24 protein-coding genes and 1 pseudogene are annotated in these 26,534 nt (G+C 36.7%); 17 read left to right on the top strand and 8 right to left on the bottom strand.

The genetic code is table 11. The annotated features are described in order from the left end of the window. The first annotated feature begins 2 nt into the window (after positions 1-2). Genes yabA through tsaD form a run of 7 tightly spaced genes read left to right on the top strand, consistent with a single transcriptional unit; the run spans position 3 to position 4,899 of the window. Positions 3-338, top strand: coding sequence for a DNA replication initiation control protein YabA (gene yabA, locus DLD54_RS06290; protein WP_038523524.1), 336 nt, complete (start codon positions 3-5; stop codon positions 336-338). Positions 339-350: 12 nt separating this feature from the next. Then, positions 351-1,205, top strand: a complete 855-nt coding sequence (gene rsmI / locus DLD54_RS06285; RefSeq protein WP_038523521.1) for a 16S rRNA (cytidine(1402)-2'-O)-methyltransferase — start codon at positions 351-353, stop codon at positions 1,203-1,205. A 9-nt stretch (positions 1,206-1,214) separates the two neighbouring features. Continuing rightward, the gene (locus DLD54_RS06280) at positions 1,215-1,952 is read left to right on the top strand and encodes an acyl-[acyl-carrier-protein] thioesterase (protein ID WP_109918630.1); all 738 of its coding nucleotides are present in this window, start codon (positions 1,215-1,217) and stop codon (positions 1,950-1,952) included. A 56-nt stretch (positions 1,953-2,008) separates the two neighbouring features. Next, positions 2,009-2,527: a folate family ECF transporter S component gene (locus DLD54_RS06275; protein WP_109918629.1), complete on the top strand. Its 519-nt coding sequence runs from the start codon at positions 2,009-2,011 to the stop codon at positions 2,525-2,527. A 25-nt stretch (positions 2,528-2,552) separates the two neighbouring features. Next, positions 2,553-3,299 (top strand): tRNA (adenosine(37)-N6)-threonylcarbamoyltransferase complex dimerization subunit type 1 TsaB, encoded by a 747-nt coding sequence (gene tsaB, locus DLD54_RS06270; RefSeq protein WP_109919017.1) that lies wholly within the window; start codon positions 2,553-2,555, stop codon positions 3,297-3,299. After that, the gene (rimI, locus tag DLD54_RS06265) at positions 3,283-3,834 is read left to right on the top strand and encodes a ribosomal protein S18-alanine N-acetyltransferase (protein ID WP_038523512.1); all 552 of its coding nucleotides are present in this window, start codon (positions 3,283-3,285) and stop codon (positions 3,832-3,834) included. The genes tsaB and rimI overlap by 17 nt, the downstream gene beginning before the upstream one ends. Before the next feature lie 15 nt (positions 3,835-3,849). Beyond that, entirely contained in the window at positions 3,850-4,899 is a 1,050-nt protein-coding gene (gene tsaD, locus DLD54_RS06260; RefSeq protein WP_109918628.1) for a tRNA (adenosine(37)-N6)-threonylcarbamoyltransferase complex transferase subunit TsaD, read from the top strand. 47 nt (positions 4,900-4,946) lie between these two features. Here tsaD and DLD54_RS06255 read toward each other — a convergent pair whose 3' ends face one another. The 5 genes from DLD54_RS06255 to DLD54_RS06235 all read right to left on the bottom strand — a co-directional run bounded on the left by DLD54_RS06255 (position 4,947) and on the right by DLD54_RS06235 (position 9,470). Further along, positions 4,947-5,819, bottom strand: a complete 873-nt coding sequence (locus DLD54_RS06255; RefSeq protein WP_240596468.1) for an IS3 family transposase — start codon at positions 5,817-5,819, stop codon at positions 4,947-4,949. Next, on the bottom strand, positions 5,807-6,340 hold the full coding sequence (locus DLD54_RS06250) for a helix-turn-helix domain-containing protein (RefSeq protein WP_038523504.1): 534 nt from the start codon (positions 6,338-6,340) through the stop codon (positions 5,807-5,809). Before DLD54_RS06250 ends, DLD54_RS06255 begins: the two co-directional genes overlap by 13 nt. Before the next feature lie 133 nt (positions 6,341-6,473). Then, positions 6,474-6,731, bottom strand: a complete 258-nt coding sequence (locus DLD54_RS06245) for a helix-turn-helix domain-containing protein (RefSeq protein WP_046327432.1) — start codon at positions 6,729-6,731, stop codon at positions 6,474-6,476. Between the two features lie 79 nt (positions 6,732-6,810). Beyond that, positions 6,811-7,779, bottom strand: a complete 969-nt coding sequence (gene rsgA, locus DLD54_RS06240) for a ribosome small subunit-dependent GTPase A (RefSeq protein WP_052059664.1) — start codon at positions 7,777-7,779, stop codon at positions 6,811-6,813. Positions 7,780-7,844: 65 nt separating this feature from the next. Continuing rightward, on the bottom strand, positions 7,845-9,470 hold the full coding sequence (locus DLD54_RS06235) for an ABC transporter ATP-binding protein (RefSeq protein WP_038523502.1): 1,626 nt from the start codon (positions 9,468-9,470) through the stop codon (positions 7,845-7,847). A gap of 110 nt (positions 9,471-9,580) precedes the next feature. On the opposite strand from DLD54_RS06235, the gene DLD54_RS06230 reads away from it, so the two are divergent. The 3 genes from DLD54_RS06230 to DLD54_RS06220 all read left to right on the top strand — a co-directional run bounded on the left by DLD54_RS06230 (position 9,581) and on the right by DLD54_RS06220 (position 14,055). Further along, positions 9,581-9,778, top strand: a complete 198-nt coding sequence (locus DLD54_RS06230; protein ID WP_038523499.1) for a hypothetical protein — start codon at positions 9,581-9,583, stop codon at positions 9,776-9,778. Positions 9,779-9,977: 199 nt separating this feature from the next. Beyond that, a complete protein-coding gene (locus DLD54_RS06225) occupies positions 9,978-12,920 on the top strand; it encodes a lantibiotic dehydratase (RefSeq protein ID WP_038523497.1) in 2,943 nt (980 codons plus the stop codon). Further along, the gene (locus DLD54_RS06220) at positions 12,904-14,055 is read left to right on the top strand and encodes a lanthionine synthetase LanC family protein (protein WP_038523494.1); all 1,152 of its coding nucleotides are present in this window, start codon (positions 12,904-12,906) and stop codon (positions 14,053-14,055) included. Before DLD54_RS06225 ends, DLD54_RS06220 begins: the two co-directional genes overlap by 17 nt. A 182-nt stretch (positions 14,056-14,237) precedes the next feature. On the opposite strand, the pseudogene DLD54_RS06215 reads toward DLD54_RS06220, so the two are convergent. The 3 genes and pseudogenes from DLD54_RS06215 to DLD54_RS06205 all read right to left on the bottom strand — a co-directional run bounded on the left by DLD54_RS06215 (position 14,238) and on the right by DLD54_RS06205 (position 18,325). After that, positions 14,238-15,614 (bottom strand): annotated as a pseudogene (locus DLD54_RS06215) (IS3 family transposase). 113 nt (positions 15,615-15,727) lie between these two features. Continuing rightward, positions 15,728-16,132 carry a GNAT family N-acetyltransferase gene (locus tag DLD54_RS06210; protein WP_109918627.1) on the bottom strand — a complete coding sequence of 135 codons (405 nt, stop codon included), beginning with the start codon at positions 16,130-16,132 and terminating at the stop codon, positions 15,728-15,730. Between the two features lie 267 nt (positions 16,133-16,399). Next, complete coding sequence (locus tag DLD54_RS06205) at positions 16,400-18,325, bottom strand: ABC-F family ATP-binding cassette domain-containing protein (protein WP_109918626.1); 1,926 nt, start codon at positions 18,323-18,325, stop codon at positions 16,400-16,402. Positions 18,326-18,655: 330 nt separating this feature from the next. On the opposite strand from DLD54_RS06205, the gene DLD54_RS06200 reads away from it, so the two are divergent. From DLD54_RS06200 to mutS, 7 genes are all read left to right on the top strand, one after another. Beyond that, a complete protein-coding gene (locus tag DLD54_RS06200) occupies positions 18,656-19,294 on the top strand; it encodes a redox-sensing transcriptional repressor Rex (protein WP_038523483.1) in 639 nt (212 codons plus the stop codon). Positions 19,295-19,474: 180 nt separating this feature from the next. Further along, on the top strand, positions 19,475-19,759 hold the full coding sequence (gene groES / locus DLD54_RS06195) for a co-chaperone GroES (RefSeq protein ID WP_038523480.1): 285 nt from the start codon (positions 19,475-19,477) through the stop codon (positions 19,757-19,759). A gap of 19 nt (positions 19,760-19,778) precedes the next feature. After that, positions 19,779-21,407, top strand: coding sequence for a chaperonin GroEL (gene groL / locus DLD54_RS06190; RefSeq protein ID WP_109918625.1), 1,629 nt, complete (start codon positions 19,779-19,781; stop codon positions 21,405-21,407). Positions 21,408-21,539: 132 nt separating this feature from the next. Beyond that, positions 21,540-22,208, top strand: coding sequence for a DUF969 domain-containing protein (locus DLD54_RS06185; protein ID WP_109918624.1), 669 nt, complete (start codon positions 21,540-21,542; stop codon positions 22,206-22,208). A gap of 8 nt (positions 22,209-22,216) precedes the next feature. Further along, entirely contained in the window at positions 22,217-23,140 is a 924-nt protein-coding gene (locus DLD54_RS06180; protein ID WP_109918623.1) for a DUF979 domain-containing protein, read from the top strand. An 18-nt stretch (positions 23,141-23,158) separates the two neighbouring features. Next, entirely contained in the window at positions 23,159-23,806 is a 648-nt protein-coding gene (pcp, locus tag DLD54_RS06175; protein ID WP_109918622.1) for a pyroglutamyl-peptidase I, read from the top strand. A 150-nt stretch (positions 23,807-23,956) separates the two neighbouring features. Continuing rightward, positions 23,957-26,533 carry a DNA mismatch repair protein MutS gene (mutS, locus tag DLD54_RS06170; RefSeq protein ID WP_109919016.1) on the top strand — a complete coding sequence of 859 codons (2,577 nt, stop codon included), beginning with the start codon at positions 23,957-23,959 and terminating at the stop codon, positions 26,531-26,533. Position 26,534: the final 1 nt, after the last annotated feature.

The following is a 26,534-nucleotide window of genomic DNA, read 5'->3' as shown; positions in this document are numbered from 1 at the left end:
TAGTGGATTCTTATTCAAAATTGGAGCAGCTTCACGATTCAATGGTCAATATGACCAAAACAATCGAAAGTTTAGAGAATAGTTTTTTAGAAACTTTAAAAGAAAATACAGAATTAAAAGTAGAGAATCAGTTGCTGCGCGAAAAAATGGACAAAATGAATAATGCCCACAATAATACCGTTAAAACTCAAAGTGGTCTTGAATCTCTACGCCAAATTTATAGTTCAGGTTACCATATTTGTAACATGTATTACGGCTCTCACAGGGATCCGAATACTGATTGCATGTTTTGCCTTGATATCTTGGATAATTTTGGCGAAAAAAAGAAAAAACATTAAAGGATTGATTGAATGCAGAGGCAAAGCAGTTATGCTCAAGAAGCTGGTAAGCTTTATTTGGTGCCAACACCAATAGGCAATCTTGATGATATTACAATTAGAGCAAAAAGAATTTTACAAGAAGCCGACTATATTGCAGCCGAAGACACCAGAACTAGCGGAATACTCCTTGAAAAGATTGGCGTACACAATCGGATGTTGTCTTTTCATAAGTATAATTCAAAAGAACGGGCTCCAGAACTAGTCTCTTTGATGCAAAAAGGTGCGGTAATTGCTGAAATTAGTGATGCTGGGATGCCGGTTATTTCGGATCCGGGATATATTCTGGTGCAGGAATGTATTAAAAATAATATCCCGGTGGTTCCACTTCCAGGCCCTTCTGCATTTGCTACGGCTTTAATTGCTTCTGGTTTTGACGCCCAGCCATTTACTTATTATGGTTTTTTACCTCGTAAAAAAGGTGAGCAACAGCCTTTTTTTGAGCAAATGAACAAAGCACATGCTACCTCAATTTTTTATGAAGCTCCCCACAGGTTAGTTAAAACTTTGGCTAATATGGCTACTATCTTTGATTCAGATCGTAAAATAGTAGCAGCACGAGAATTAACTAAAATTCACGAAGAATTTATCAGGGGCACAATTAGTGAAGTTACTGCTTACTTTAAAGAGCAAGCACCACGAGGCGAATTTGTAATTTTGGTTTCGCCTAACACCCAGCAATCGGAACAATTATCTTGGGCTGAATTGATAGATTTGGTAAATGAATTAGTAGCAAACGGTGAAAGCAAGAAGACAGCCATCAAAGAGGTTGCACAAAATAATCATATATCTAAGAATGAATTATATGATCGTTATCATCAAAAGTAGGTGCATATTATGAAATATAGTGAAAAACATTTGGTTAACTTTTATGAATGTGATGAAAACAAAAATTTAAAGTTGCCGGCAATGATTGATCTTATGATGAGTGTTTCGGAACACCAGTTGGACTCAGGTAATGGAAGTACTAACGCTCTGACCAAAAGGGGTTTAGGTTGGGTAGTAACCCAATATCATGTTGATATAACACGTATGCCCAAGCCGAATGAAATGATTGAATTGACCACTGAACCGGTTGGCTATAACCGTTTCTTAGAATACCGTAATTATGTTTTTACGGATCAGAACGGGAATGAATTGATTAGTGTCAAAAGTGAGTGGGTTTTATTTGACTTAAAAACGCGTAAGCTTGTTTCAACTGACAAGGAAATGATGGTTGAGCTTGGTATTCCGCTATTAAAAAAGCTGCCTCGTTTTCCAAGACTGCGAGTTCAGGAAAATTACGAGAAAAAGCGGCAGTATCGGGTAAGATATGATGACTTGGACACTAATCATCATATGACTAACGGCCATTATTTTAATTGGTTTCTTGACACACTTGATCGGGACTTTTTAAAAGAGCATATTATCCAAACTATTGATGTCAAGTTTAATTTAGAAGTGCGCTATGCTCAAACTCCGTATGCTTGTGTGAGCATAGTTGATGACGGAGACAGTGTCAAAACATTTCATACAATTGCTGATGACGATAAAAAAGATAAAGCTGTTTGTGAACTAATCTGGCGCAAGTTATAATATAATTAATTTTTGTGTTGATACACAATTTTAATTAAAGAAAGAAAGTGCTGCAAATGACTATTAAAGAAATGCTTAAGGTTGAATTGCGCGATCTAGTACTTTTGGGTATTATTGTCGCAATGAAAATTATTCTTAGTCGTTTTACAGTTGGTACGAATATTGTGCACGTTAGTCTGGGCTTCATAGGCAGTGCGATGCTGGGTTACCTCTTTGGTCCAGTCTGGGGTAGTGTAGGCGGTGGAATAGGTGATTTAGTTTCATCTGCTCTATTTGGCAACCAGGGTGGGTTCTTTCTCGGCTTTACATTAAGTGCAATGGTCGGACCATTTATCTACGGCTTGGTGTTTTATCAAAAACCAGTCAAAATTTGGCGGATAATTCTTGCAACTCTGTTAGTAACTGTTGTTGTTAATATTGGGTTAAATACTTTATGGGTTCACCTTTTATACGGGATGGACTTTCGCGTTGCCCTTATTCAACGGGTACCAAAAGAGGCAATTACTCCGTGGTTAGAGATGATTATTAGTTACTTTGTTTTGAACGCTATTTCGCGTGTTAAAATCAAAAGGTAATTTTGAAAAGAGTAAAAATTTTAGAATGAAAATTTTAAGTATGTCGACTGCGACAAACAATCTTAGTGTGGCTTTGAATGACAACAATAAAATTGTTGCGGAAAAAAATGAGTACGATGCCCGTAATCACAGTGCGCACTTAGACCCGTTAATTGCTGAAATTCTAAAAGAAAATAAATTAACTTTGTCCGAAGTTGATCGTTTTGCTGTGGCTATTGGCCCGGGTTCATACACCGGTTTACGTATTGGGGTTACCACTGCTAAAATGTTTGCCAGTATACTTCATAAAGATGTGGTTGGAGTTTCTACATTACAAGCTTTGGCAGCAAGTTGTGAGGAGAGCGGGGCTTTAATTGTCGCTGGCATTGACGCCCGCAATGATAACTATTTTGCCGGTGCTTATGTCAATAGTATGACAGGTAGTTCACCACTTTGTGTAATTCCTGATGGTCACTATCACATTGATACTTTGCTGAGTGCGATCAAAGAATACTATGCAAAAAATAATTGCCCCAAAATTGTTTTTGTAGGTTCAGGTTTTGAAAAGCAAAAAGAAAATATAAAAAAGCTGAATGTAGAATTTAGTTTTGCGGAAGAAAAGCAAAATGCCGTTCATGCTGGCCTGATCGGTCGACTTGCTTGCAAAGCTGAGGCTGACGATCCTGATAAACTTTTGCCAAACTATTTGCGGCGTACACAAGCAGAAATTGATTGGCACAAAAAGACCGGGAAAGCTTACGAGCCTGATAACAATTATGTGGAAGAAGTTTAACTTTTTCAGGTCTTTTTTACTTTCAAGAGAACAAGAAAGAAAAATAAGATTTGCACCAACTAAAATTACCATCAATGATTCCGTTTTGGATATTAGAAAAGCTGAACCAAAAGATATTGCTGCATTAGTGGTTTTAGAAAAAAGCCTTTATCAAGGTCAAACGCCTTGGACAATGTCCATTTTTCAAACAGAATTAACTAAGGTTAATGCACTTTATATAGTAGTAGCGCACTCAAACATTTTGCTAGCAGTGATTGGTATCAGATTTAACAGAAGTGAAGCTCATATTACTATCTTGATGGTGGATTCAGCTTGGCAGAAACTTGGGTTGGGGACGTATTTAATGAATTTGGCAATTGATATTGCTAAAAATAAAAAATGTAAGGAGCTTAGTTTAGAGGTAAGAGCGGATAATTTGGCTGCTCAAAATTTATACCAAAAACTAGGCTTTGTAGTAACTTTTATTTGGCCTAATTACTATCAAGATTCCCATCAAAATGGGCTGAATATGGTGCTCAAATTGACAGACGATTAAAGAAAGGAAATAGAAGTGACAAATAAAAAAGACATCCGTATTTTAGCTTTTGAGAGTTCATGTGATGAAACTTCAACGTCTGTTGTAAAAAACGGCAGAGTAGTAGAGAGTATGATTGTTGCAACACAAATTAAAAGTCATCAACGTTTTGGCGGTGTTGTTCCTGAAGTTGCTAGTCGTCATCACATTGAAGTTATTACTCAAATTACCAATGAGGCTTTAAGCAAGGCAAACGCCACATGGCAAGATATAGATGCAATTGCTGTCACCTATGGTCCGGGTTTAATTGGGGCACTTTTAATCGGTGTCAGTGCCGCTAAAGCCGCTTCAATGGCTACAGGCATCCCTTTAATTGGCGTTGATCATATTATGGGTCATATTATGGCGGCGCAGTTAAAAGAAGAAATAGTTTATCCGGCACTTGCACTGCAAGTTTCTGGTGGTCATACTGAGATCGTTTTGCTTAAAGATCCGACACATTTTGAAATCGTTGGTGATACTAGAGATGATGCGGCAGGAGAAGCTTATGATAAGATTGGACGAGTTTTAGGGGTTAATTATCCAGCTGGTAAAACAATAGATGAATGGGCTCATCAGGGGCAGGATACCTTTGATTTTCCCCGTGCAATGATTAAAGAAGAAGATTATGATTTTTCTTTTTCTGGTTTAAAGAGTGCGTTCATTAATACTTGTCATCACGCTGAACAAATTAACCAAAAACTAAATAAATACGACTTAGCAGCCAGTTTTCAAGCCGCAGTAATTGATGTTTTAGCAACTAAAACGATTAGGGCTATTAAGCAGTATCAGCCCCAAACCTTTATTATGGGTGGTGGTGTAGCCGCTAATCATGGTTTACGGGACAGAATGAACAGTGAAATAGCAAGTTTACCGCAAAATCTGCAACCTAAAGTCATTTTGCCTGATTTAAAGCTTTGCGGTGATAATGCCGCGATGATTGGTGCAGCGGCATACAATTTATATCAGGAAGGAAAATTTGCTGACCTTACTTTGGATGCTGATCCATCTTTAGAATTACCTTACGCATCCGAAATGTTGAAATAAAGTAAATAATAAAAAGTGAAGTTAACCCCTAGAATTGGACGTTAACATTAATTCATGTTTGCTAAGGCCGTATTCCGATATTCAATCGGGGTGCGGCCTTTTAGCGTGTGCCTGATTCTAGCTTGATTGTAGTATTTGATCCATTTTTCCATGGCCTCCTGCAGCGCCTTCTTAGTAGGATAGGTATAGGTGTAGTAGTCTAGCTCAACCTTCATGATGTGAAAGAGACTCTCGCAGGCCGCATTGTCGTGGCAGGTCGCCCGTCGCGACATACTTTGAAAAACGTGGTGCTGCTTTAGGGTCTGACAATATGCTTTGGACTGGTATTGAATGCCCTGATCGCTGTGAATCGTCATGCGGTAAGGCAGTTTGGGCCGGATCGCCAAAACCTGCTTGAGTCCATCTAGAACATATTTGGTCTGCGGCCACTGACTGATGGTGTAACTGATGATTTCACCGCTGTAAAGATCTTTAAAGGGCGAGAAATATAACCGTTCGCTCATGCTCTTATTGCCATAGCGAAACTCGCTGATATTGGTGACTACCTTTTGGTAGGGCCGATCGATCTTAAACTTCTGGTGGAAGCGGTTCTTCGCCTTCTTGCCTTGCGGACCTTTTGATGAATCATACTTGCCTGCACGCAAGTTGTATTTGCGGGCCAGCAGCTTGTGCTCCTTCATCAGGCGATAAATGCGTTTATGGTTCACCTGCAAGCCGTACTTGATTTTTAGCGTGTCAGTCATGGGCAGGTAGCCGATGGGATTATGCCTTTTAACCACTTTAATCAGCGACAGTAAAGCCAGATCGCTGTATTTTTTCCGCCTGCTGCGCGGGTGATACTCGTAGGTGCTCTTGGCTAAAAAGCTATAGTGCAATAGTTCTTGCAGTTGATAGTTGTGCTCATGCCTTAGCTCTTGGATGATGGTCCGTTCTTCTTGCGTTGAGCGTCTTTGCGCCGAGCTAAGGCTTCGACTTTTTTTAGGTAGTCGTTCTCAATGTGGAGCTGACGGTTTTCTAAGCGCAGCCGCTCTAATTCAGATAACTCGCTGCTGGTATACTTAACTGGTTTTTTAGGCAATTTGTTCATTGGTGGTCGGCCTCGTTTGGTAAAGAGCGCATCAAGCCCGCCTTCATCAAAACGTTTTTGCCAAGTACAAATTAAGCTGGGTGTGGCAATTTTGAAGTGAATGGCGGTATTTTGATAGGTCTCGTCATGTTCTTTTCTCCAGTTTAAGACTTGGAGCTTGAATTGACCACGATAATTTTGCGAGGTGTGCCGAATTTCTAGGCCCTTAACACCAAAGTGCTGGTATTGCGCAGCCCAGGTATCAATTAGTTGATGTGATCCGGTGCCAATCATTTGCGCCACAGAACAGCTGCTGTAGCCTTCTTTGAGCAAGTTAAGCGCCTGTAATTTTTGTTTGACGGTAAATTTAACCATAGTAAAACCCTTCAGATGGATTTTGGTCCAATCTAGAGGGTTAACTTCGCCTTGAACATCTTATGGGTTTATTTTATTTAGTAAAAGTGACTTATAAGTAATTCAACTAACTATTCGGAATATTGTAAATGTATTAAGCAGGGACTAAACCAATTTTTAATTTCAATCCCAAACCAAGTGCGTATCTATTCAGTGTTACTAAGGTAGGGACAGAATCCAACATTTCTAGTTTGGCTAGCTGAGGTTGCTTTATATTTATCCTTTCAGAAAATTCTTTTTGTGAAATGTGATGTTTAATCCTTTCGGCATAAAGCTCAGCCATAGTATCAATAATTACTTTTTCATCTTCTGGAATTGATGAAAAACTATCTTCAATATCATTAAGTTTCATTTTGATTACGGCCTTTCTAACCAATCATCTAAAAGTCTAATTTGTTTCTTAGTGTAATAATTTAGTAAAATAAATTATATTATTTTTTGTTTCTTTTTTCGAAATTGATATAGCTTTGATAATGTTCTTCAGTTATGGTGCCTTCTTGAACGGCTGCTTTGACAGCGCATTTTGGCTCTGACAGGTGGCTGCAATTTCTAAATTTACAATTCTTTGCTAAGGCTTCAATATCATTGAAGACTGCTGGATTGCTTTTTTGCGCTGTACTGTTAATAGCCTTAAATCCGGGAGTATCGATGTAATAAATATCTAAATCAGGCAGTGCATTAAGGGTGATACTTGTTGTAGTATGCCTGCCTTTTTGATCGCCGCTGCGCACGTTACTAACCTTGTTCACATCTTTACCTGCTAAATTATTTAATAAAGTTGATTTACCTACACCAGAAGCTCCCACTACTGCAATAGTATGCCCTTTAATTAGCATTTTTTTAATTTGCTGTATAGTTTCCGGCAGATATGCAGAAACCGTTCTAACTTTTAAAGTAGGATAAGCTTGACCAATTTTGTTTTTTATCTCCTTATATTCAGTTATATGATCAGCTTTTGATAATAAAATTATTGGATCGCGATCAGATATACGAAATGTTTCTAAATAGCGCTCTAGTTTTTCTATTGTAAAACGCTGATCAACAGCAATCATTACCCAAATTTCGTCAACATTGGATGCAAGGAGTTGCTTTTGGCTTTTAACGTGCCAGCTTTTTTCAGCACTGCTGGTTACCTTAGAGAGTATATTATCTCGAGGGTAAACTTTAGTGATTTTACCTTCAATTGGCGAATAACTAACGTAATCTCCGACTATTATTTTGTCTATTCCTAATTTTGTCAAATTTGTATGAGCCAAATTAACAGTTAACAAATCGCCATGCTGGTTTGCTAAAATGACTTTCTTGCTAAAATTGTTGATTACCCGATAAATTTTGTTGTCTGATAAATTGTTTTTTAAAATGAATGTTTTTATTCCAAAATCAACATTTCTATTTTTCAAATTGCTACCTCTAATTATTTAAAACTTTTAATTTTTAATATTACCTGCAAAAATTGTCTATTAACTTACTCAGCATTGTTAAGTTCGTTAATGCTAATGATTTGATCAGCGAGGCGGGCCGTTTCATCCTGTAAATGATGCGTGACCATGATCACGGTCTTGTTTTGCTGGCTCAGAATCAGCATTTCTAAGGCATTGCTGGTTTCCTTGTCTAGTGATGAAGTCGCCTCGTCCAGTAAATAAATCGGCGTGTCGCGGAGTAGTTGGCGCGCGAAAGCAATCTTTTGCTTCTGGCCGCCAGAAAGAGACGTGCCCCTGGCGTCTAGGACAGTATCCAGTCCCGCCGGCAGCTTTTTGATCATGCTGGCCAATCCGCAGGCGCGGATTATGCTATTAAGCTTTTCGGTGCTCACTTCCTGCCCCAATGTTAGGTTCCACTTTACACTCGCGTTAAAAATATAAGGATCTTGCTCAACGTAGCCGATCTTTTGGTGCAGTTGCCGGTCAGATAATGCGCAATAATTTTGTCTGTCCAAGAATAATTCACCGTGATAATCAGTAAGCAGCCCGCTAATCAGCTTTAACAGCGTGCTTTTCCCACTGGCCGAGTCGCCAAGCAGGACATATTTTTGATGCGCGTTAAAGGTAAAAGTTATATTAGTAAGAACAGCTCTGTCTTTTTCCGGATAAGCATAGGACAGATTCTTCAGCTTGATGCTGGGGGAGTCGGCGGCAGTAATTGCATTATCTTCCTTTTGGCTGCTTTGCCTGATACTTTGCAGCTTATTCATTATCGGTTTGAGCGACTTGAACTCCTGCCAATTAAAGCTGATCCCGCCCAGTTCGGCAAAAATTATCCCGGCAAAGTATTGCGCGCCGCTAATTGTCCCGATAGGTGTCAGGTGCAGCAGGATCAGCAGCCCGCTTTGTGCCAGAATGAGCACCTGGCTCAGGGCCGAACCCAAGTCGGTCAGCCACTGCGATTTGCCTGCTGCCTTGGTGTAAGCCGCGGCGTGTTTCTTAACGTCACTGGATGCGTGGTCGATTTTAGTAATTATTCTGTGCGGCAAATTGACCAAAAACAGGGTATTAAAACCGTCAAGGATATCGGTGACGGTGTTAACGAGCCGTTCGTTTGCGCGGGTTAGCGCCAGCGACCTGCTGGCCATTGATTTTGCAAAAAAACGCGGCAGAAGCAGCACAATGACTGCCAAAAGCAGGGTCACAATAAGCAGGCTGTAATGAAAGTAGGCCAGCGTTATGGATCCCATGATAATCTCACTGACTTGCTGGATAATCATGAGCAGATCACCGATGCCGTATTCGTTGATGGTCTGAATATCGTTAGTTAGCCATGATGTGTAGGTCGCCGTAGTTTGACGATGAAATGAACTGTAGCTTGAATTAGCCAGGCTGCGGGCGACATCGTTCCTAATGAGCGTGTCGATATCCTGCCTAAGGTAAGTCGAAGCCAGTTGGCAGAAGTAGCCTACGAGCGCGAAAAAGATGTTAGCGCCGCCCATGACTATTATCCAGGTGAAAAACTGCCTGCCATTTAGGCGCGCAACAGCACTAAGGGCATTAGCGCTGGCAATGCCGCTTAAAGTTAGAAGCCCGGCCTTGGCAATCGTTAGAAAGATAACCAGGCAAAAGGGTAATTTTGCTTTCTTGAAATAATGGAATAGTCCCATAAATACCACCTTAAAAATATAATAATTTTAATATTAATTAAATTTATTATATACAATTTGTTTCTAATGTACTAATATTAATTTAATTAAATTTAAAGGAGGATGTAAAAATGTCAGAAACTCAATTATTAGAACAGTTGGATAGTATTAAACGTGATGATGTAAAGTTAGATAAAGTCTCCTTAGTAATTCGTTTTGAAGGAAATGGTAACCTTTTATCGAAAAAGGATGATGATTTTTATGATGCTCATACTGGCGGAATGTCAGGTGGTGGTTCTTCGATACAGCACTGTACTCCGCCATGGTAGGTATATAGCAGGGTGTAAAAATCAATAATAATTTTATATTATTCACATTTATGAAGTGAAAATATCAATTCTAATGTTAGAATGGTGATACTTTATAAACGAACTGACAACAATTAATTTGAATCTCGAAATAATAGAAAGCTAATTCGGGGGTTAGATCAAATTAAAAGTTGTCAGTTTTTTGTTAAAGGTGATTATTATGTATATAAAGAAAAACAATGGTTTTATAGTAAGAGCTGCAAACTTTTCGAAAAGTAAACGAGCATTGGTGTTACTTAATGAATTTTCAGAGGCGAAAGAATATGAGTATAAGGCTTTATTAAAGAAAGTAAGCATGCTACCTGATATAAAAGAAGCGATAATGGTAGCATCTACTTCTCTTTTTAAAGCAATTTCTAATGTTGATAGTTTAAATGATAAAAAGCTAAAATCAACTTTTTTCTCAACATATGAGTATTTAAAAAGAGCTGTTAATAGAGCGACACCATTTGGAATTTTTTCTTCCGTATATAAAAATGCTGATTATATTCAAAAAGCTAATAAAGAAAATTTTATTAGACATGTTAGATTAAGCCCGGAATGGTTACTTGCAGTCTATAGCGATGTAATTGATCAAATCTATTTGTTTCCTAAACAAAAGATATCACTCAGTGCGTCGGCCATTATAAAAGGAAATTATTTAATAAATTATATTATTGGAGAAAATCCTGTTTTTAAGGATCATGAAGAGATCAGATATCAAAAAAATGCTATTATACAAGCTATTATACGGATTTTTGATACTGATGACCATCCTTCAGTTATACAAATCATTTCTACATTATTATCTTCAGTTAAAAACATTAATATAAATAGCGCTATAAAGATTTTAAAACAATTAATGATAGAACGATTATTAATTGGTGAACTGTATCCATTAAGAGGTTTTGCCCTTTCTGAATTTGAGAGATATATACAAAATATAGAAAAATTGGGGAATCGCTTTTCTATAATAGATGATCTAAAGCAAGTATTATCTTTAGGTGAGGAATATGAAAAAAAGGGTGGAAGTGAAAGATATATAAATTTATTTTGTATTATGAGTGATCTACATGATACTAAGGAAAAAATCATAGTAGATTCCGAAGGAATTAACAGGGAAAATATAACTAATAATATAAGCGATTCAAATATAAAAGATATAAAAAATTTGGCAAATTTCTTATATCATAATGCGCAAACAATACCGGGCTATGATTCTATGATTTTAAATGGATTTAAAGAAAGATTGGCTGAAAGATACGATTATGACCATTTTGTTTCGCTTCTTCAAGTTTTTAGTGAAATGGGATCACCATATTATGACGTAAAATATAGCCAAAAATATCTAAATTATCAAAAAAGGTTGTCAGCTTGGATAGCAACTAATATAGCGTTAAATACAAAGAATAATGAAATACATCTAGAAAATTTTACTGATATTAATTTATCTACAAGTAAATCTTATCCAGAGTATACAGACCCATCTTTTGATTTAAATTTTTACTATTACAAGTACCAAAAACAGGATTTATTTATCTTAGGCCAAAATCCTTCATCTCTTTTAGCCAATGATTTTAATGGTCGTTTTAGTTACTTTTTGTATCCTAATATAAAAAATATAAAAGAAAAAAGCTATTTTTCATCTATCCAGTATATACCTAAAAATAATAAAGTTGCTAATATTTATTATAATAAATTACGCTATACAAATAATATTATTATTAATGGATATAATAATAAAGATATATCTGTATCAAAAATATATATTTCAGTGAATAAAAATAATAAGATAGAATTTGTTGATGATAAGGGCCAGTTTCTTGCTTTTGATCAACAGAATATGGCAAATCCAAGTTTTGAAAATGATATAGTGCGTTTTATTATTACCGCAACATGCCCTAATTTGGAAGTAGAAGAATTTATTACTCAATTAAGAAGTTTTTCCGGATTGTACAGAAAAAGAATGGTTTATAACAGTATTGTTGTAGCACCAGCTTGTTGGAAAATTCCCAAAGCTATAGTAAAAGATAGTGTTAATAAAGTTCGATCTACGTTAAAAGAGCTTAATGTACCAAATTTAATTAATTTAGTACATTTGGATAGAATTTTACCTTTAGATTTAAGGTCAGATACAGATGTGCTTTTGTTAATCAAGTATCATAAAGATAAAAATAATATTGAAGAAAATTTGTACTTAGAAGAAAGACTTGATAAATATGCAAATTCTTTTTTCGAGGTAACTATACCTTTTCATTCTGACAATATGAATAATAATTTGACTAATAAAAAGAGTTGTCATGCAAATCATGAAGATGAATCAAAGCGATATCCTTCTAATTGGTTTTATGTGAAATTGTATTTACCAAAAGGGGAAGGAAACAATTTTATTACTTCAGAAGTATTCAATTTTATTAACAGTAATAAAATTAGATACTGGTTTTTTATTAGATACACAGATCCAAAATTTCATATACGCTTCAGATTTAAATATAGTGATAAAAGAATAATTAACCAGGCCTTAGAATGGATAGAAAGTTTAAGGAGTAAAGCAATTATAGATGATTACCAAATAGTCCCATATTATCGTGAATTAGAAAGATATGGTGGTGCTGAAATTTATGATAATATGGAAAAGCTGTTTATGTTAGATTCTATATGTATTGTTGAAATATTAAAGACTGTTAAGCTAAAAAAATTAAATAATCTTCAAAAAGATACTATTGTTTTATGGCAATTAAAAGAAGTTTTAAAATCAGTATTAATTAATCCAGATATCAAATTAAAAGTTCTGAGAACAAAAAGCCTAAAAGATAAGGAATTAAAGAAAAAGTTTAAAGCTTTAGAAAATTTTATAGCGCAAATTGATTATCATGAAATTAGTGAGATTAGTGGAATAACGAAACAAATGATACAGCAAATAAATAATATTTTAACTAAACGAATATTGGATAGTAATGTATCTAATACTACTGTGGAAGATTGGCTGGATAGTATAATTCATATGCATTTTAATAGATTAAATGGTGCGGCTAGATTTGAAGATGAGATGAGAGCACAAGAGTTTAGGCTATTACGCCAATATTATTGGCTTCAGGAGAATGATAATGAAGGAAACAAATGAGCTTCTCGGTATTTATTTATCTGAAGTAGGCAAAAAAAATGATTATCTAAGAGAACATTACACAATATTAGATGGCTTTCCTGGAGTTATGCTAGCTTTAGCACAATTTTATATCTTAGAAAACAATAATGAAATAAAAAATAAAATTGAACTTTTGGCATGCAATTATCTAAATGACTTAAACAATTACGAGATACATATTTCTTCCTCGACGTCTGGATTATTGACAGGACCATTAGGAATATCTGCTGTAATAGATATTTGGGCACAAATTGGTGAGGAAAAAATCTTTTGGAATGAGTTGAATAAGAGGTTTTATAAATCTATTGAATTTCTACTTGATTTTTGGTCAACAACGAATATAAATGATCTTCAAAGTAAGTTTAAAGGGGATTGGATATTTGGTTTTCCTGGAGTTTTAACTTATATTTGTAACTGTAAGATTGCGCATCAAAATGAAATGAAATATTGGCGGTTTAAAAAAGCAGTGCAAAATATATGTAAAAATGACTTATTCAAGTTTAAAGTCTATGATAATTTTAGCTTAAAAAATTTAGGAATGGCACATGGTACAAGTGGCATTATTCTTTCAATTCTAGAGTATGAACTAAGTTTTTTAAACAATATCGATATTACAAATAATACATATTTGTGGTACAAAGATGTATCTAAATCAATAATTAATTGTATTGATCGATATACAAATGATAGTTACGACTTCTATGATTTTCTACCAAATAGTGGAAATAGACTTCAAACCTCTTGGTGTAATGGACTTTGTGGTCTGTTACCCTTAGCCAGTATAATGGAAGATAAAAAAATATTATATAAAATAGCAGAGTTCTTAAATAAAATTACTCCATCTTCAATTAATTCTATTGATGAAGGCATTTATTGTATATGTCATGGTTTTGGAAGTATAGAATATGCTAAATATTATTTAAATAATTCACATTTAGATATGTCCTTATTTAAATTCAAAAATTATTGTATATTACCTGATATTAATAAAACAAAAGAAAATGATATAGGTTTTTTATCTGGTTTGGGTGGTTTTCTAGCACTAAATGCAAGTATCATAAAGAAACAAAGGTGTTGTTTTGATTGGATGCTTGGTATGAATGATTTTTTTTAATTCGTTTATACAAATACATAACGTATTATTGACTTTCTATCATAATAAATTTTATGAATGACTAGAACAATTACCGTTTAGAGAGCGCGCAAAACTATTACAAAAAATTATAGATATACAAGAATAAGGTCTGTCAGTTGTGCAACGAATGGAGTACAACTAAAAAGTTAGACATTTTATCATTACGCAATACTCAATGCACGGTTCCGATATTTAATCGGAGTCGTGTATTTTAGTTTGTTTGATCTTCTAATATGGTTGAATCAGTAAACGTATTCAGCGAGAATTGCTTTCATTTGTGCCAACGAAGCAATTTTGACCTGGTTGAGCTTCTCTCGGCGCATTATCGTGGCAGTTGCCCTTACGCGACATGCTTTGCTTAATCTTCATCTGTCTTAGTTTGGTCTGATAGCCGCTGTGGCGGTATTGAAAACCCTGATCTGAATGCAAAATAGGCTGGGCTGTTTTAGGCAGCTTGTGCTTAAGCTCTGCCAGCATATCATAAACCAGCTTCATGTTAGGCGAATAGCTGACTTGACAAGCCAGTATTTCCAGTGAGGCCTCATCAATGACCGGTGAAATATAAACCTTTTTGCCTGTGGTCAGCTTGTATTCGGTAATATCCGTGTGTAAGACGTGGTAGGGTCTGGTTTCATTAAACCGCTGCTTTAAAATGTTTTCCTTGATTACGCCTGCAGGGCCCGCATAAGAACTGTAGCGTGCAGTGCGCCTACTGTAGACTCTGGTCTTTAGTCCCAGCTGCCGCATCAGCTTGCGCACGGTATTGGGCGCATAGCTAAAGCCTTGATCTAAGAGTGCACCATGCATACGTCGATAACCGTAAGTCTCATCACTTTCTTGGTAGAAGATAGACTTGATTACGCCTTTAACAGCAGCGTATTTATCTAATCGGTTCAATCGGTGACTGCGGTTGTCGTAATAAGTTTTGCGGTTAAGGTGCAGCTTGGCAAGCAAAAGCTTTAACGGCACCTCAGGTCGCTCAGCCCGAATCTCCACGACTATTCTGGTTTTTTGCCGGTTGGTGAGCGTGGATATCGGGCAGCCACTTTTTTTAGGATTAAGTTATCCAATTCTAAGTCGGCTTTTTGTGCCTCTAGCTCAGCAACCTGACGACGCAATTGTTCTACTTCGGTTAGCTTCTTAGTGGGTTTAAGCTTCTTCTGACGCTTCTTTTTAGTCATGGTTGGTGGTCTCCCCTTGGATTTTGGGAGCAGCCCAGAGTAGCCTGCAGCCTGATAAGCCGCCAGCCATTGTCTTACTACTGACCGCGAAAGATTAAAAACTGCAGCTACCTGGAGTACTCCCATGTGATGTTCATGATAGAAGCGTACCACATTTAGCTTGAATTCAGGCAAATAAGTTTGTCGGGTGTGAGTAACCTTTAAAGCGGCTAAGCCATGTTTACGGGCACGTTCTGCCCAGGCCCTAATCTCGGTATGATCAATGCCGTATTCGCGTTCTAGTTTAGCTAAAGAGGTTTGGTGGGATAAGTATTTACTGCAAATTTCCATTTTCAAAGTAGTTGAATATTTAGTCATGAAAAAAGTGCTCCTAATAGTCAGATTAATGTCTAACTATTATGGAGCACTTCACCAATCTAGAGGGTTAACTTCAAAGACACATCATTTGGATGTGCCTTTTTTATTATCTCTTAAAAATCTTTGTAAAAAGCGATCAAGTTGTATTTGTCACACGGATTAAAATTACAACTCTCATAAAACCTGCGCGTTTTAACGGTATTTTCTGTCAGCAAAACTTTCTGTCTGACAGAATTATATTTCTTTAGCACTCTGTTTATTAATTTCGTACCAATTCCTCGTCTTTGATAAGCAGGATTAACCAGTAAATCTTGGATATAAATGATGGTCAAACCATCACCAACTACTCTGATTAATCCAACTAACTGGTTTTGATCATAAGCGCCAATAGCAAAAAGCGAATTTGCAACTGCCTTTTGCAGTTGCCGAGGATTTTGTGTATAGGAACTCCAACCAACGCTTGTGTATAAATTTATAAGTTGTTCCATAGCGATATTTTTGTCAGCTATATATTTCATTTTTATTCCTCCTTAATTAATTAATAATTAAAGAGCGAAACGTAATTTTTCCATATGCACCTCCCAATTTATTTTTGATAGAGCCAGTAAAATTATTAACTTTAAACTCCTGAGTTTTTGAAAACAACAGTAAATTTATCAAGTTTTGCAAACAAAAAATTAATTAATAGTTAGCAAAGTAATTTACTGTAGGTTGAAATATAGAAATAGTAAACAAGAAGGCTGATTTATTCCTATTTTTGTTGCGTTTCCTAAATATGAATTATTTTAGTCAAAGCTATCCAGTTCAGTCAGTGCCTTTTCCCAAGCATCATTTGCCTCAGCGAGCTGTTTTTGCGCTTCAGTAAGCTGCTCCTGCAAAGGGCCTAATTTGTCGAAGTTGGTAGCAATTTCAGGATCAGCCATTTGATTTTGAATATCTTTTTGCTCTTTTTCTAATTCCTCAATCTTGTTTTCGGAACTCTCAACCGCTCTTTGTAATTTACGTTTTTGTGAATCACGGAGCTTTTGTTCTTGATAGGACAATTTGTTTTTATTTTTTTCGGGTTCAATGACAGTTGTGTCTTCATTAGCAGACGTAGTTGCAGAAACAACTGTTTGCTTAGTTTTCTCGTTTAAATAATAATTATAATCACCCTCATAAACTTGTGCATTGCCGTTTTTAATTTCTACAATTTTATTAGCTAATTGATTGATAAAATAACGATCATGGGAAACAAATAACAAAGTTCCGTCAAAATCTTGCAATGCTTTTTCCAAAACTTCCTTGGCTTCAAGATCCAAATGGTTCGTAGGTTCATCCATTAGGAGAAAGTTGTTGTGTTCAAGTGATAATACAGTTAACGTTAATCTCGCTTTTTGACCACCAGATAATTGTCCGACAGTTTTATCAATATCTTTTGCGGTAAATAAGAAGCTGGCTAAAATTGAACGAACATCACGTTCAGGCATCGTTTTATGTCTGTCCCAAACGGTATCAATCACAGTTTTAGTAGGATCAAGGAGTTGCAATTCTTGGTCATAGTAGCCAACGTCTAGTGCAGCTCCGTATTTAATTGCACCATTCTGAGGCTTTAACTTTTTCATAATGGTTTTGAGCAAAGTTGATTTACCGATACCATTTTGACCGATCACTGCCACGCGGTCGCCTTTATTTATTTGTAAGGAAATATCGTGTACCATTGTTTTTCCCGGATACCCAATGGTTAGATTGCGTAAAATTAACACTTCTTTGCCCGAAAGTCGCTCACTTGTGAAATTAATACGAACTTTATTTTTGTGCTTCGGGGGAGTGATCCTATCCATTTTTTCTAATTGTTTACGGCGGCTTTGAGCTCTTTTGGTGGTTTTAGCTCTGACGATATTTTTTTGTATAAATTCCTCGTCTTTTTTGATTTTTTCTTGTTGCTTTTCGTAAGCTTCTTCTTGTTGCCGGTTGCGCAGTTGGCGTTCTGCTACATATGCGGAATAATTGCCTTTAAAGACAGTTAATTTGCCAAACTGCAATTCAAAAATTTGAGTTGCTAAATTATCCAAAAAATATTGGTCGTGGGAAACCACCAAGATAGCTCCAGTATAGCTTTTTAGGTAGTTTTCGAGCCAATCTAATGTGTCTAAATCAAGGTAATTGGTCGGTTCGTCCAATAACAATAACGGTGGTTTACGCAAAAGCAGCTTCACAAATGCCAGTCTGGTTTTTTCTCCTCCAGAAAGGCTGCCAATCTTTTTTGACCAAGTTGCTTCTGGGAAGTTGAACCCGTTTAAAATACTTTTAATATCCGCTTGATAGGTATATCCGCCTTGTTGTTCAAAGTCGAATTGCAACTGGTCGTATTGTTTTAACAATTCTGCATTTTGGGGACTTGCAGCCATTTTCTTTTGTAAATCTGCTATTTTTTGGCTCATATTAATTAAAGGGGCAAATACACTGAGCATTTCTTCCCAAATAGTTTTACTTTCGCCTAAAGCATTTTCCTGAGCAATATAACCCACAGCGATATTTTTATTGATAGTGAATTCACCATGCGTGGCTTCTTCTTCACCGGTCATAATCTTAAGTAATGTTGTCTTACCAACACCATTAGGTCCAATAAGACCTATTCTTGCATTCGCGTCAATTGAAAAATTGACATTTTTAAATAACGTATTGGCACCAAATTGTTTTTCTAAATCGTGCCCTTGTGCAATTATCATAATTTTTCACCTAGAAACCATTTTAGCATACTGACTAGATTTCTTGTGTGAGAGTTTTGAAGGTTAATATAAAAAGAATTACTGTTTGTGTTTAGCTGACACAAAGCTAAGAAAGAATTGTCATTATGTAAATTCTCTATTATTGAGAGCATTGCTGAAAATAACATGGTATAGATTTTTGCTCAAAATATGTTATTTGTAGCTAAAAAACGGTAGATTGTGAAAAAAACATTTGCAAATGGCATAAATTTATAGGTAGAATAATAGTAATTGCTGAATAATTCACAAAAACGAAATATATACTATACTTAATCAATTGGAGGCTTTTAAATGGAAAAGATCAAGATACCCACAGCAACGGCTAAAAGACTGCCTTTATACTACCGCTATTTAATTATTTTGAATGAAGCTGGTAAAGAAAAAGTGTCATCGACTGAATTGTCAGAAGCAGTTCAAGTTGACAGTGCTTCAATTAGACGTGACTTTTCCTACTTCGGTGCTTTGGGTAAGCGTGGTTATGGCTATGATGTTAAGAGCTTGCTTTCTTTTTTCAAGAAGATTTTAAATCAAGATACTTTGACTAATGTCGCTTTAGTTGGAGTTGGTAATTTGGGGCATGCCTTACTGAATTACAATTTCAAACGTACTAATAATATCCGTATCTCTTGCGCATTTGACATTGATCAAAGGATCACGGGAAAAATACTGAGTGGCGTTCCGGTTTATGAAATGGGAGAGTTAAAAAAACAACTTAGTGATCAACAAATCTCTATTGCTATCTTAACTGTACCTTCTGCCACTGCGCAAAAGACGGCTGATGACATGGTTGAAGCTGGTATTAGGGGGATTATGAATTTTACTCCTATTCGTTTATCTGCTCCCTCCGGCATTAGAATTCAAAACGTTGACTTAGCCACTGAATTGCAAACTCTTATTTATTTTCTTGATTCTGATAAAAACAATAAATAATAGTAATCATACCAAAAAGTTATTAAACAAACGAATTAGCACTTTAAACAAAAAAGTGCTAATTTTTTCTTGCATTTTTTGGGAAAAGGGGTTATTATCATAGATGTAAGTTAGCACTTGATGAGCAAGAGTGCTAACGGCACATTAAATTAACAAAAATTAATTGTAGGAGGGACAAACGTGTTACAACCAATTGGTGATCGCGTGATCGTAAAAGTTAAAGAAGAAGAAGAAAAAACTGTAGGCGGAATCGTCCTAGCTTCTAATGCTAAACAAAAGCCAACCGAAGGTGAAGTTGTTGCTGTCGGTGAAGGTAATTATGCTGAAAATGGCAGTAAAATACCTATGACTGTTAAGGAAGGCGACGTTGTTTTATACGATAAGTATTCCGGTACAGATGTTAAATACGATGGTGAAAAATATTTAGTCCTTCATGAAAAAGATATTTTAGCAATTGTTAAGTAATTAAGGAGCGCATAAAAATATGGCAAAAGATATTAAATTTTCAGAAAAAGCAAGACGTTCCCTATTAAAGGGCGTTGATAAATTAGCTGACACTGTTAAGGCAACTATTGGTCCTAAGGGTAGAAACGTTGTTTTAGAGCAATCATACGGCAACCCTGACATTACAAACGATGGTGTAACTATTGCCAAAGCAATTGAGTTAAAAGACCACTATGAGAACATGGGTGCTAAGTTAGTTGCTGAAGCAGCACAAAAAACTAATGATATTGCCGGTGACGGTACTACTACTGCTGTTGTTTTGACTCAAGCAATTATTCGCGAAGGCATGAAGAATGTTACCGCTGGTGCTAACCCTGTAGGTGTTCGTCGTGGTATTGAAAAAGCTACTAAGGCTGTAGTTAACGAATTACACAAGATTAGTCACACTGTTTCTTCAAAAGACCAAATTGCCCAAGTTGCTTCTGTATCTTCAGCTTCCAAAGAAGTTGGTGATTTAATCGCTGATGCAATGGAAAAGGTTGGTAATGATGGTGTTATTACTATTGAAGATTCACGTGGTATTGAAACTGAATTGTCAGTAGTTGAAGGTATGCAATTTGACCGTGGTTACCTGTCACAATACATGGTAACTGACAACGACAAGATGGAAGCTGATCTTGACAATCCATATATTTTAATTACTGATAAGAAGATTTCCAATATCCAAGACATTTTGCCATTGTTACAAGAAATTGTGCAACAAGGTAAATCATTACTGATTATTGCTGACGATGTTTCAGGCGAAGCTTTACCAACATTAGTTTTGAACAAGATTCGTGGTACATTTAACGTTGTTGCTGTTAAGGCTCCTGGCTTTGGTGACCGTCGTAAAGAACAACTGCAAGATATTGCCGCTTTAACTGGTGGTACAGTAATTACTGATGATTTAGGACTTGAATTAAAAGACACTAAGATTGATCAATTAGGTCAAGCTCGTCGCATTACTGTTACTAAGGATTCAACAACCATTGTTGATGGTTCTGGCTCTAATGAAGCTATTAAAGATCGTGAAGATTCTATCAGAAAGCAAATTGAAGAAACTACTTCAGACTTTGACAAGAAGAAACTGCAAGAACGTTTAGCTAAATTAACTGGTGGTGTAGCTGTTATCCATGTTGGTGCTGCTACTGAAACTGAATTAAAAGAACGCAGATACCGTATTGAAGATGCTTTGAACTCAACCCGTGCTGCTGTTGACGAAGGTTACGTTGCCGGTGGTGGTACTGCATTAGTAGATGTTAAAGATGCAGTTAAAGACCTTAAAGGTGATAATGCCGATGAACAAACTGGAATCAACATTGTTTTAGAGGCATTGACTGCTCCAGTTCGTCAAATCGCTGACAATGCCGGTGAAGACGGCTCAGTTATCTTGAACAAGCTTGAAGGTCAAGATAATGAAGTTGGTTATAACGCAGCTAATGGCAAATGGGAAAACATGGTTGAAGCCGGAATTATTGACCCAACCAAGGTAACTCGTACTGCTTTACAAAATGCTGCTTCAATTGCTGCTTTGCTTCTGACTACTGAAGCAGTTGTTGCCGAAATACCAGAAGATAAACCTGCTGCTGATCCTAATGCTGCAGGCGCTGGCAATCCAGGTGTAATGTAATCTAGTTTTTATTAGTTATTTAATAAATCCTACTAGCAACCCTGTGGGGCTTGCTAATAGGATTTTTATTTTTTAAAATTAGTTTTAAAAATTAAATTGTTAGTCAGGATTTTTCACTAGAAAGGAAAATTAGTGGAATATTTAAGTTTATTAGGTGTTGTAGTAATAGTGGTAGGCTTTGCTTTTGGCCTTGATACAATCGCTGTTGTCGTAATTTCCGCTTTAGTTACTGCATTAGTTTCAGGAATAGATTTTACTTCTTTTTTAACTATCTTAGGTAAAGGTTTTATGGATAACAGAATGGTTTCACTGTTCTTTTTAACATTACCTACAATTGGCATTTTAGAAAGACATGGTTTAAAGCAGGCAGCAGTTAACCTCATTCAAAAAATGAAGAAATTAACTCCTGGACGCATTTTTGATATTTACATGGCAATACGTGAAATTGCTGGTGCTTTTGGTATTTCGCTGCAGGGTCATGTGCAGTTCATAGCACCCTTGATAAATCCTATGGCGCAAGCTGCTGGAAAAGTTAACGGTGAACTAACACCGCTTGAAATGGATAAAATCAAGGGAAGGGCTGCTGCTACTGAGAATTTTGGTAATTTCTTTGCCCAAAATCTCTTTGTGGCCTCATCTAGTGTTTTACTTATTTCAAGTACGATGAAATCACTAGGACACCCAGTTAGTCCATCAGGAATAGTTTTATACACATTTCCAGTAGCAATTATCAGCTATATTCTATGTTTGTTTTACAATCACGCTTTTGACAAAAAGTTAATGAAACATAAAGAAAAATAGGAGAAAAGATGGATACTTTAATTAATAATATTTTATTAGCCTTCTATATTTTAATCGGCCTCTTCTTTTTAGCTGCTGCTATTGAATCTTGGCGTGATGAAACTAATCCTGTTCGTTGGGGTACAGGAGCATTCTGGTTCTTATTTGCCGTACTGTTTTGTGCCGGGCAATGGCTGCCAAATGCTGTCAACGGCGGTATCATTCTGGTGATTGCTTTATTGTCCTTGTTTAAACAAGTGCGTGTTGGTCATATAAAAAGTTTAGATGAAAAAGTGGCTACCAAAACTATTAAGCGTATTGGTAATTGGATTTTCTTACCCAGTATTTTATTAGCCGTATTGGCTTTAGTAATTGCTCAATTTACTAACTTAGGTGGGCAAGTGGGAATTGGCGTTGCTGCAATTGTTTCTTTAATTGTTGCCCAATTTCTAACCAAATCGAATGGCAAAGTTGTTTATGAAGATACACAAAGAATGGTTCGTTCGGTTGGATCTGCAGGAATTTTGCCGCAATTGCTTGCTACTTTGGGAGTTGTATTTACAGCTTCCGGCGTGGGACAAGTAACTGCTAAAGCCATTTCCGGTCTTTTCCCAATTGGAAATCACTTATTAGGAGTGACCTTGTACTGTGTTGCTATGGCATTATTTACTGCAATTATGGGCAATGCATTTGCTGCCTTTGCTGTTATTACTGCTGGTATCGGTATCCCTTTTGTTGTGGCTCAAGGCGGTTCACCTGTAATTGTTGCCGCTTTGGGGATGACATCAGGTTATTGTGGTACTTTGTTGACTCCTATGGCAGCTAACTTTAACACTTTGCCAGTTGCGCTGATGGAAATGAAAGACCAGTTGGGCGTGATTAAGCAGCAATTTCCAATTGCAATTAGTATGCTGATTATTCAAATTATTCTAATGTATGTTCTGGCATTTTAAATAGTAAGGAGAAAAATAATGAAGATTTTAGTCACTGGATTTGATCCGTTTGGTGAAGACGAAATTAACCCTGCAATAGAGGCAGTAAAAAGATTAGATGATGAAATTGCGGGTGCACAAATAGTTAAATTGGAAATTCCTACTGTTTTTGGCGAATGTGCTAATGTGGTCCACGAAGCAATCCTTAAGGAAAAGCCCGACTATGTTTTAAATATCGGTCAAGCTGGCGGTCGTTTTGCGTTGACCCCTGAGCGTGTAGCTATCAATTTTGATGATGGTCGTATTGCTGATAATAAGGGTTACCAACCAATTGCTACGCCAATTCATGAAGACGGACAAAACGCTTATTTCACCCAACTTCCGGTTAAAGCAATGGCCCGGGCAATTCGGGATGCAGGTTTACCAAGTTCTGTTTCTACTACCGCTGGTACTTTTGTCTGCAACCATATTATGTACCAAGTTCAATATATGATTGATAAGGAATTTCCTGATCTTAAAGCTGGCTTTATGCATATTCCTTATTTGCCGGAACAGGTTGTAGCTAAACCGGAAACTCCTTCTCTAAGTTTGGCAGATGATGTTAAGGGGATCACAGCTGCTATCGGTGCAATTGTAAAAATGGATGGCAAAAAAGATTTGCAAAGTATTGAAGGTCATATTGCTTAAAGGCACTTTTAAGTGATTACAAAAATAAAAATCTAACAAAAGAGATCGTTTTAACTACGGTCTTTTTTCTTTTAACGTTTAGTTTAGCGTATAATAATAACAGTAAACCAGAAAAGAAGAGGAATAATTGTGAAAGCAAATTTAACGCCAATGATGGAGCAATATCATGAAATCAAAAAGCAGTATCCCGATGCTTTTCTTTTTTATCGTGTCGGAGATTTTTATGAATTATTCGAAGATGATGCGGTAAAGGGCGCACAAATTCTGGAGTTGACTTTAACTCACCGTTCAAATAAAGCTGAAAATCCTGTTCCCATGGCTGGAGTGCCTCACGTGGCAGTTCAATCTTATGTCGACACGCTGGTTGAGAAGGGATACAAAGTTGCTTTATGTGAGCAGCTTGAAGATCCGAAAAAAGCAAAAGGCATGGTTAAACGTGGCATCATTCAATTAGTTACGCCGGGAACCTTGATGAATGACAAGCCTAGTGAAGCTAAGGAGTCCAATTATTTAACTTCAGTTGTTACCACTAAGAGCTGTTTTGGTCTTGCATATAGTGATTTATCAACTGGTGAAATTTACGCCACGCATTTAAAGAGTTTTGCTGCTGTGTCTAACGAACTGCTTTCACTTCGTACGCGGGAAGTGGTTTTTAATGGTCATTTGAATGAACGCGACAGCGACTTCCTGCATAAAGCCAATATTACAGTGTCAGAGCCAGTCGAATTAACTGGGAAACATGCAGAAATTTCTTTTGCTGAACAAAATTTAACTAACTCTGCTGAAAAATCTGCTGTTAAACAATTAGTGGGTTACTTATTGCAAACACAGCGGCGCAGTCTGGCTCACCTTCAAGCTGCTCAAAGCTATGAAGTTAGTCAGTACTTGCAAATGTCTCATACTGTGCGGGATAACTTGGAGTTAACAGCTTCTGCTAAAACAGGCAAGAAAATGGGTTCACTGTTTTGGGTGCTTGATAAAACGCATACGGCTATGGGTGGACGCCTGCTCAAGCAGTGGCTGGCAAGGCCGTTATTATCGGTTGCCAAGTTAGGTCAACGGCAAGAGATGGTGCAGGCTTTACTTGATGAATACTTTACTCGTGAAAATATTGTTGATGCACTAAAAGGTGTATATGACCTAGAGCGTTTAACAGGTAGAATTGCTTTCGGCAGCGTTAATGCCAGAGAATTATTACAACTAGCACATTCTCTTGCTGCAGTTCCTCCAATATTAGCAGCAATGCAAAAAGCAGATAATAAAAACCTGCAAAATTTTGCTCAAGAAATTGATCCCCTAAGAGGAGTTGCCAAATTAATTACGTCCACTATTGTTGATCAACCACCCGTTTTAACCACTGAAGGCGGGCTGATAAAAAGTGGCGTTGACAGTCAATTAGACCGTTATCGGGATGCAATGAATAACGGCAAAAAATGGCTGACAGAAATGGAGCAGGAAGAAAGAGCAAAAACGGGTATTGATAACCTTAAAGTAGGTTATAACAAGGTTTTTGGCTACTATATTCAAGTAACCAATTCAAATAAGAATAAGGTGCCCCTTGACCGGTACCAGCGTAAGCAAACTTTAACTAATGCAGAACGATATATTACCCCAGAACTTAAAGAACATGAAAATCTTATTTTGGAAGCACAAACTAAGTCAACAGATTTGGAATATGAATTGTTTGTGAAATTGCGTGACGAAGTTAAAAAATATATTCCTGCTTTACAAAAATTGGGTGGGCAGATTGCTGCACTTGATGTTTTCTGTTCTTTTGCTCAAGTGGCTGAAGAAAATAATTATTGCAGACCAGAATTTCATACCGATAATCAGGATGTGAAAGTGGTCGCAGGTCGTCACCCCGTAGTTGAACAAGTAATGAAGGCCGGTTCATATATTCCAAATGATGTCAAACTAACGGAAGACACTGATATTTTTCTAATTACTGGACCTAACATGTCGGGTAAGAGTACATATATGCGGCAAATGGCACTTATTGCCGTTATGGCGCAAATTGGGTCTTTTGTGCCCGCCGATAGTGCAGATTTGCCTATTTTTGATCAAATATTTACCCGTATAGGTGCAGCTGATGATTTGATCTCAGGTCAAAGCACGTTTATGGTCGAAATGACTGAAGCAAATGATGCCTTACAGCACGCTACTAAGCGTAGTCTGGTTTTATTTGATGAAATTGGACGTGGAACTGCAACTTATGATGGCATGGCTCTAGCTGGTGCAATTGTCCAGTATCTCCATGATGAAGTTGGTGCTAAAGTACTATTTGCCACTCACTTCCATGAATTAACCGCGATGGAGCATACCTTATCACATCTAAAGAATATCCATGTAGGTGCAACTGAAGAAAATGGCAAATTGATTTTCTTGCATAAAATTCTACCTGGACCAGCTGATCAAAGTTATGGTATTCACGTAGCCCAACTAGCTGGTTTGCCTAAAAAAGTGTTGCGCAAGGCAACTAAATTGCTTAAGAGACTTGAAGCACAAGGCAGTAGTTTAGGTCCTGCTTCTACTCAGTTAGATTTATTCAGTAATGAGCCTGAAGAATCGTCGGCAAGCGAATCTGAATTAGAAGCTGAAAATGAATTAACTGCTAAGGAGAAGGATATTCTAGATGAAATTTCCAATCTTTATCTAGCAGACCAAACGCCGCTGCAAGTGATGCAATTAGTTGAAAATTGGCAAGAAGATTTAAAGGATGAAAACTAGT

The sequence above is a fragment of the Lactobacillus helsingborgensis genome (assembly GCF_003173695.1).
Taxonomy (GTDB): domain Bacteria; phylum Bacillota; class Bacilli; order Lactobacillales; family Lactobacillaceae; genus Lactobacillus; species Lactobacillus helsingborgensis.
Note: the sequence above shows the minus strand (reverse complement) of the source record. Positions and strands in the feature narration are given on the sequence as shown.

Bases quoted from the DNA above. Each gene is read 5' to 3' on its own strand.
- rsmI (WP_038523521.1), top strand. From the start codon at position 351: ATGCAGAGGCAAAGCAGTTATGCTCAAGAAGCTGGTAAGCTTTATTTG.
- DLD54_RS06225 (WP_038523497.1), top strand. From the start codon at position 9,978: ATGTATATAAAGAAAAACAATGGTTTTATAGTAAGAGCTGCAAACTTT.
- DLD54_RS06220 (WP_038523494.1), top strand. From the start codon at position 12,904: ATGAAGGAAACAAATGAGCTTCTCGGTATTTATTTATCTGAAGTAGGC.
- DLD54_RS06210 (WP_109918627.1), bottom strand. From the start codon at position 16,132: ATGAAATATATAGCTGACAAAAATATCGCTATGGAACAACTTATAAAT.
- DLD54_RS06200 (WP_038523483.1), top strand. From the start codon at position 18,656: ATGGAAAAGATCAAGATACCCACAGCAACGGCTAAAAGACTGCCTTTA.
- rimI (WP_038523512.1), top strand. From the start codon at position 3,283: ATGTGGAAGAAGTTTAACTTTTTCAGGTCTTTTTTACTTTCAAGAGAA.
- pcp (WP_109918622.1), top strand. From the start codon at position 23,159: ATGAAGATTTTAGTCACTGGATTTGATCCGTTTGGTGAAGACGAAATT.
- groL (WP_109918625.1), top strand. From the start codon at position 19,779: ATGGCAAAAGATATTAAATTTTCAGAAAAAGCAAGACGTTCCCTATTA.
- mutS (WP_109919016.1), top strand. From the start codon at position 23,957: ATGATGGAGCAATATCATGAAATCAAAAAGCAGTATCCCGATGCTTTT.
- DLD54_RS06235 (WP_038523502.1), bottom strand. From the start codon at position 9,470: ATGGGACTATTCCATTATTTCAAGAAAGCAAAATTACCCTTTTGCCTG.
- DLD54_RS06280 (WP_109918630.1), top strand. From the start codon at position 1,215: ATGAAATATAGTGAAAAACATTTGGTTAACTTTTATGAATGTGATGAA.
- tsaB (WP_109919017.1), top strand. From the start codon at position 2,553: ATGAAAATTTTAAGTATGTCGACTGCGACAAACAATCTTAGTGTGGCT.
- DLD54_RS06275 (WP_109918629.1), top strand. From the start codon at position 2,009: ATGACTATTAAAGAAATGCTTAAGGTTGAATTGCGCGATCTAGTACTT.
- DLD54_RS06245 (WP_046327432.1), bottom strand. From the start codon at position 6,731: ATGAAACTTAATGATATTGAAGATAGTTTTTCATCAATTCCAGAAGAT.
- DLD54_RS06205 (WP_109918626.1), bottom strand. From the start codon at position 18,325: ATGATAATTGCACAAGGGCACGATTTAGAAAAACAATTTGGTGCCAAT.
- DLD54_RS06250 (WP_038523504.1), bottom strand. From the start codon at position 6,340: ATGGTTAAATTTACCGTCAAACAAAAATTACAGGCGCTTAACTTGCTC.
- DLD54_RS06180 (WP_109918623.1), top strand. From the start codon at position 22,217: ATGGATACTTTAATTAATAATATTTTATTAGCCTTCTATATTTTAATC.
- DLD54_RS06230 (WP_038523499.1), top strand. From the start codon at position 9,581: ATGTCAGAAACTCAATTATTAGAACAGTTGGATAGTATTAAACGTGAT.